General features: G+C 58.9%; 7 protein-coding genes. 4 read left to right on the forward strand and 3 right to left on the reverse strand.

Annotation, left to right across the window (positions count from 1 at the left end):
- Positions 1-20: 20 nt before the first annotated feature.
- Complete coding sequence (locus SNL23_RS25105; RefSeq protein ID WP_076018181.1) at positions 21-1,562, reverse strand: phosphoenolpyruvate carboxykinase; 1,542 nt, start codon at positions 1,560-1,562, stop codon at positions 21-23.
- A 179-nt stretch (positions 1,563-1,741) separates the two neighbouring features.
- Positions 1,742-2,644, reverse strand: a complete 903-nt coding sequence (gene hslO / locus SNL23_RS25110; protein ID WP_076018182.1) for an Hsp33 family molecular chaperone HslO — start codon at positions 2,642-2,644, stop codon at positions 1,742-1,744.
- 125 nt (positions 2,645-2,769) lie between these two features.
- Here hslO and SNL23_RS25115 point away from each other — a divergent pair, with 125 nt between their 5' ends.
- Positions 2,770-3,570, forward strand: a complete 801-nt coding sequence (locus tag SNL23_RS25115) for a phosphatase PAP2 family protein (RefSeq protein ID WP_318303938.1) — start codon at positions 2,770-2,772, stop codon at positions 3,568-3,570.
- A 41-nt stretch (positions 3,571-3,611) separates the two neighbouring features.
- Here SNL23_RS25115 and SNL23_RS25120 read toward each other — a convergent pair whose 3' ends face one another.
- Positions 3,612-4,019 (reverse strand): RNA-binding S4 domain-containing protein, encoded by a 408-nt coding sequence (locus SNL23_RS25120; protein WP_017478112.1) that lies wholly within the window; start codon positions 4,017-4,019, stop codon positions 3,612-3,614.
- 116 nt (positions 4,020-4,135) lie between these two features.
- On the opposite strand from SNL23_RS25120, the gene rimA reads away from it, so the two are divergent.
- The 3 genes from rimA to rimK are packed head-to-tail and all read left to right on the forward strand — an operon-like array spanning position 4,136 to position 6,316.
- Positions 4,136-4,915: a S6 modification regulatory phosphodiesterase RimA gene (rimA, locus tag SNL23_RS25125; RefSeq protein ID WP_318303939.1), complete on the forward strand. Its 780-nt coding sequence runs from the start codon at positions 4,136-4,138 to the stop codon at positions 4,913-4,915.
- A gap of 16 nt (positions 4,916-4,931) precedes the next feature.
- Positions 4,932-5,414, forward strand: a complete 483-nt coding sequence (rimB, locus tag SNL23_RS25130; protein WP_026078048.1) for a retropepsin-like aspartic endopeptidase RimB — start codon at positions 4,932-4,934, stop codon at positions 5,412-5,414.
- Entirely contained in the window at positions 5,411-6,316 is a 906-nt protein-coding gene (gene rimK, locus SNL23_RS25135; protein WP_010214091.1) for a 30S ribosomal protein S6--L-glutamate ligase, read from the forward strand. Before rimB ends, rimK begins: the two co-directional genes overlap by 4 nt.
- Positions 6,317-6,362 lie beyond the last annotated feature (46 nt).

The following is a 6,362-nucleotide window of genomic DNA, read 5'->3' on the forward strand; positions in this document are numbered from 1 at the left end:
CTTTTCACAACGGCCGAATCTTACAACTTCGGACCCGCAGCCTTGATCGCATCGCTCACTTCAAACTTCTTGAAGTTCTCAATGAACAGACCCGCCAGCGCCTTCGCCGCTTCATCATAAGCAGCTTTGTCAGCCCAGGTGTTACGTGGGTTCAACAGGCCGGTATCAACACCCGGCACAGCCAACGGCACGTCCAGATTGATGGTGTCGAGGTGTTCGGTCTCGGCACCGATCAACGCACCGCTCTGGATTGCTGCAATCACGCCACGGGTAGTCGGGATGTTGAAGCGCTTGCCAACGCCGTAGCCACCGCCGGTCCAGCCGGTGTTGACCAGGTAGACCTTGGAGCCGAAGCCGCGGATGCGCTTGATCAGCAGCTCTGCGTATTCGCCGGCCGGGCGCGGGAAGAACGGTGCGCCGAAGCAGGTGGAGAAGGTCGACTTGATGCCGGAGCCCGAGCCCATTTCGGTCGAGCCCACCAGTGCGGTGTAGCCGGACAGGAAGTGGTAGGCCGCTTGTTCTTCGCTGAGGATCGAGACTGGCGGCAGTACGCCGGTCAGGTCGCAGGTCAGGAAGATCACAGCGTTTGGCTCGCCACCGAGGTTTTGCTCGGAGCGCTTGGCAACGTGTTCCAGCGGGTAGGCGGCGCGGCTGTTCTGGGTCAGGCTGACGTCAGCGTAGTCAGCGTGCTTGGCGTCGTCGATCACGACGTTTTCCAGCACGGCGCCGTGCTTGATGGCTTTCCAGATAACCGGCTCGTTCTTCTCGGACAGGTCGATGCACTTGGCATAGCAACCGCCTTCGATGTTGAACACAACACCTTCGCCCCAGCCGTGTTCGTCGTCACCAATCAGGTAACGGCTTTCGTCGGCGGACAGGGTGGTTTTACCCGTGCCGGACAGGCCGAAGAACAAGGTCACGTCGCCTGCTTCGCCGATGTTGGCTGCGCAGTGCATCGGCAGTACATCGGAGGCTGGCAGCAGGAAGTTCTGCACCGAGAACATGGCTTTTTTCATCTCACCGGCGTAACGCATGCCGGCGATCAACACTTTTTTCTGGGCGAAGTTGAGGATCACGCAACCGTCGGAGTTGGTGCCGTCACGCTCTGGCACGCATTCGAAGTTGGCCACGTTGAGCACTTGCCACTCTTCACGACCGGCCGGGTTGTACTGGGCCGGGTTGATGAACAGGCAACGACCGAACAGGTTCTGCCAGGCAGTCTGGGTGGTCATTTTCACGGCCAGGTAGTGGTCTTCTGCAGCCCCTACGTGAACGTGGGAAACGAAATGCTCTTGCGCGTTGTTGAATGCCTCGACGCGAGCCCACAGGGCATCGAACTTGTCGGCCGGGAACTTGCGGTTGATCGGGCCCCAGGCAATGGCAGCCTGGGTGGAAGGCTCTTCAACGATGAAGCGGTCGACCGGAGAACGGCCGGTACGATGACCGGTTTCTACGACCAGCGCGCCAGTATCGGCAAGCACGCCTTCACCGCGCTGCAGGGCTTCTTTGACCAGATCGTCAACACTCAGGTCAGTGTATACGGCGTTATTGGCTTGCGTCATGAGGTTCCCCGTCGGCCTATGGCCGAGTGCTCCAAACGTTTTGTAGTAGAAAGTTGCGCACTACTACCGCGAAAAAAGTGGGCCGGATTATGCCAGAAAAGCCCAAAAAGAGTAGGGCCCTCCGGTCAGAACGGCGGAAATCCGGCGTTTGTCAGGTGATTTACCTGCGCTTAAACGTTTTAGTGGCGGGTGCCTGAAGGGGTGTCTACGCCGGCGCCGGCGAATAATTGAGCGATATCGGCGGCGTCGAACAGGTAGCGCTGGTTGCAGAACTGGCAGTCGATCTCGATGTTGCCACCGTGTTCCACCACCAGATCCTGCGCATCTTCCAGGCCCAGGCTGACCAGGGCAGTGGCCGAGCGCTCGCGGGAGCAGCTGCAGTGGAAACGCAACGATTGCACGTCGAACAGGCGTACGGCTTCTTCGTGGTAGAGGCGGTGCAGGATGGTTTCGTTGTCCAGGCCCAGCAGTTCTTCGGTTTTCAACGTGCCGGCCAGGGCGGTGATGTGTGCCCAGCTTTCGGCGCGATCTTCTTCATCCTTGATGCGGTCGGCCGGCAGTTGTTGCAGCAACAGGCCACGGGCGCGCTTGCCATCGGCGTTGAGCCAGAAGCGGGTGCCCACTTGCTGGGACATCACGAAATAGTTGGTGAAGCAGTCAGACAGGGTTTCGCCGTCGAGGTCGACAATGCCCTGATAACGCTGGCCGACAGTCGGGTCGACGGTCAGCGCCAGTACGCCGTCAGGCATCAGGTCGGCCAGTGTTGCATCGGCGGCGATCCGATCGGCGTCGTAGCGGGCCAGGCCACGGATTTCGCGGGCGCTGGAGCATTCGATCATCAACAGCGGGATCGGGCCTTCGGAACGGGCCTGCAGGATCAGCAAACCATCGAATTTAAGGGTGCCTACCAGCAGCGAGGCAGCCGCCATCAATTCGCCGAGCAATTGCGCAACCGGCTCCGGATAGGGGTGCTTGGCAAGGACTTCGGCGTAGCTGCGCTCCAGGGCGACCAGTTCGCCGCGGGCGTCGCTGTCGTCGAAGATGAAGCGTTGGGTGAAGTCGGTATCCGGTAGATCAGTCATAGGTCTGGGTATCTGAATTGATGACAAAAAGATGACAACGTTTATAGAATTACACGCTTTAGCACCGTTTTGGTGCGGCCTTCTACGGAAAAACGAAGCGCTTTAAAGCAAAGAGGAAACAGTTTATGAACAATCCGGGTTTGTTCCAAGCCAAGTGGAACCTCGGGCGATTGGCCCTGTGCAATTTATTCGCTGTGGGGCTGCTGTGTTTTTGGCTCTGGCCAGCGGGCCAGGCGCTCTGTGTGGTTTTCGACGAGTGGCTGTTTCATCTGCTTAACGACCCCTTGGCAAGCAGCTCGGCGTGGCTGCATGTGTGGGCGGTAGCCAGTTTGCGACCGTTTGACGCGGTGGTCGGGGTGATTCTGCTCGCACTGTTGATCCGCGGCGACTGGGTGTTCAAGGCGATTCAGGTGCGCCAGGCGTTTTTCGGATTCCTGGGCATTCTGCTGCTGTTGCTGTTTATCCGCATGCTGTTTTCCAAGCTCGCGGCCCAGATGGGCTGGCAACACCATAGCCCGTCGATGGTGATCAGCGGGGCGATTCAGATGAGCGACTATTTCCCGGGCCTTGAGAAGACGTGGGAATTGAAGGACCGCTCCAGCCAGAGTTTCCCGGGGGATCACGCGTCGGTGTTGTTGATCTGGGGGATGTTTATGACGGTGTTTGCCAAACGGATCAGCCAGATTGTGGTGATTTGGGAGCTGGCGCTGCTGTTCATGATGCCTCGGCTGGTGGCCGGCGCGCATTGGGGGCAGGACGATTACATCGGCGGGGTGTTGCTGGCGCTGTTGGCGTTGGGTTGGGGTTACTACACGCCGTTTGCGGCGAGGTTTTCCGGTGGATTGGTGCGGGTGACGACGCCGCTGCTGGATTGGTTTCAGCGGGTACCGTTGGTCAATCGCTTGAGCGTTATCCGCAGCGTTTGAGTTGAAGTTGCAGGAGCCGCCTGGCTCCTGCGGTTTTCCGGTTAATCATCATTGCCACTGCCGCGAAACTTGAACAGGTCGCGCCGCTGTTTCTTGCTCGGCTTGCCGTCGGTGGTCATGCCCAAGGAGCCAGCCTTGCGCATGGCCGCCGCGTTTTCGCGCTTGGCGATGCTGGCTTCGGTTTCGGTATACAACGCCTGCGCCTCGGGAGCGCCTTTTCGCACAATTGAAAGCGCCTGGACCACGACGGTTCGCTCATCAAAACCGGCACGAATCTGGAACTCATCGCCAATGCGCGGCTCCTTGCCGGGCTTGCAACGCTCACCGCGCCAATGCACCTTGCCACTCTCGATCGCCGCCTTGGCCAAGGCGCGAGTCTTGAAGAACCGTGCCGCCCACAACCACTTGTCCAAACGGACTTTTTCTTCCTCTTCCTGCTTCTGAGCCACTTGAATTCCTCGCTCTGAAAAATGTCGCAACTTTACCGTTGAAGCCCTTCAACGCATAAACCCTTGAGCTCACCTAAGATACGCCAGGTAGCATCCTGTTTTCGCGAGGTTAACGTGTGACCGACTTTCCTGTTTCACTCACCTCACCCAAACATGGCTGCGCGGGTTGCCAGCAAAGTGAACCGCTGGGCTTTGAGTTTGCCTTTGCGTATCAGCCTATCGTGGACCTGCGGGACCAGTCGATCTTTGCCCATGAAGCCTTGGTGCGGGGCGTCAATGGCGAGGGGGCGCTGTCGGTGCTGGATCAGGTCAGCGACAGCAATCGCTACCGTTTCGACCAGCAATGCCGCACCAAGGCGATCGCCACTGCCTCGACACTGGGCATGCAGACCTACCTTTCAATCAACTTCATGCCCAACGCGGTCTACCGGCCAGAACTGTGCATTCGCAGCACGCTGGAAGCGGCCCGTGAGCATAATTTTCCGCTGGATCGGCTGATTTTTGAAACACTGGAAAGCGAGCACGTAGATAACTATCGCCATTTGACGAATATTCTGCGTGAATACCGCGAATTCGGCTTCAAGACCGCCATCGACGATTTCGGTGCGGGGTATTCGGGGCTGAATCTGCTGGCTGATTTCCAACCCGACTTGATCAAACTCGACATGGCACTGATCCGCGATGTCGACAGTGATCGTGTCCGTCAGGTGATCGTCCGGGGGATTGTCACAATCTGTGAGCAGTTGGGCGTTACTGTCATCGCCGAGGGCATCGAAAGTGCCGGTGAGCGGGACTTTCTCGCCGACTGCGGAATATTCCTGATGCAAGGCTACTGGTTCGCCAAGCCTTCATTCAAAGCCCTGGCCGAGGTATCACCCGACGCCTGGGCGAATTAATTGCTGGTTATTCATATTGAAGACATTTGACCATTTGACCGTTGTGGGTCTGCGTGAGTGGGTGGCACTTCCCGACCTGGGAGTGGCTGGCCTGCGCGCCAAGATCGACACCGGCGCCAGTACCTCAAGCCTGCATGCCACCGAAATCGAGCCGTTTGAGCGCGACGGTGCAAAGTGGGTACGCTTTACCGCGCACCTGGGCAGCGTGGTGCAGTTGCGTCACCGGCGCTGTGAAGCGCCGCTGGTGGCGATGAAAACCATTAAAAGCTCCAACGGCCAAGCCCAGGTGCGATACGTGATCAGCACCACCCTGGCCCTGGGCGATCGGGTATGGCGGGTAGAATTCACCCTCGCCTGCCGCAAAGCGATGCGGTATCGCCTGTTGCTGGGTTCCAAGGCGCTGATTGACGGCCAACTGGTGGTCAACCCCGGCCTCAAATACGTTCAAGACAAGCCGGTGTTCCCGGTCTCTACTACCTCTGCCACAGGTGTTGCATGAAGATCGCTGTGCTGTCGCGTAACCCGCGTCTGTATTCCACCCGTCGTCTGGTCGAGGCCGGCACCGAACGTGGCCATGAGATGGTTGTGATCGATACGTTGCGCGCCTATATGAACATTGCCAGTCATAAGCCGCAGATCCACTACCGGGGCAAACCGCTGGAAGGCTTCGATGCGGTGATCCCGCGTATCGGTGCTTCGGTGACGTTCTATGGCTGCGCAGTACTGCGCCAGTTTGAAATGATGGGGGTGTTCCCCCTGAATGAATCCGTGGCCATCGCCCGTTCGCGGGACAAGCTGCGCTCGCTGCAGCTGCTGTCGCGCCGTGGCATTGGTTTGCCGGTGACCGGGTTTGCGCACTCCCCGGATGACATTCCCGACCTGATCGACATGGTCAATGGCGCGCCGCTGGTGATCAAGGTGCTGGAAGGCACCCAGGGCATCGGCGTGGTGCTGTGTGAAACCGCGACAGCGGCCGAGTCAGTGATCGAGGCGTTCATGGGCCTCAAGCAGAACATCATGGTGCAGGAGTACATCAAGGAAGCCGGCGGTGCAGATATCCGCTGCTTCGTGGTGGGCGACAAGGTGATTGCAGCGATGAAGCGCCAGGCCAAGCCGGGTGAGTTTCGCTCCAACCTGCACCGTGGCGGCAGCGCCAGCCTGATCAAGATCACCCCGGAAGAACGCATGACGGCCCTGCGGGCGGCCAAGGTCATGGGGTTGAGTGTGGCGGGCGTGGATATCTTGCGTTCCAACCACGGGCCGCTGGTGATGGAGGTGAACTCCTCACCAGGTCTGGAAGGAATTGAAACCACCACCGGCAAGGACGTGGCGGGGATCATCATTCAGCATCTGGAGAAGAATGGTGGGCCGAATATGACGCGCACCAAGGGCAAGGGTTGAATACACCCGACCTATAAAGCGCCGCAAAACCAGTGTGGGAGCGGGC

The sequence above is a fragment of the Pseudomonas sp. SED1 genome, from assembly GCF_034044025.1.
Classification (GTDB): domain Bacteria; phylum Pseudomonadota; class Gammaproteobacteria; order Pseudomonadales; family Pseudomonadaceae; genus Aquipseudomonas.

Coding starts and splice junctions, on each gene's coding strand:
- SNL23_RS25105 (WP_076018181.1), bottom strand. CDS start 1,562: ATGACGCAAGCCAATAACGCCGTATACACTGACCTGAGTGTTGACGAT.
- hslO (WP_076018182.1), bottom strand. CDS start 2,644: ATGACTGATCTACCGGATACCGACTTCACCCAACGCTTCATCTTCGAC.
- SNL23_RS25115 (WP_318303938.1), top strand. CDS start 2,770: ATGAACAATCCGGGTTTGTTCCAAGCCAAGTGGAACCTCGGGCGATTG.
- rimK (WP_010214091.1), top strand. CDS start 5,411: ATGAAGATCGCTGTGCTGTCGCGTAACCCGCGTCTGTATTCCACCCGT.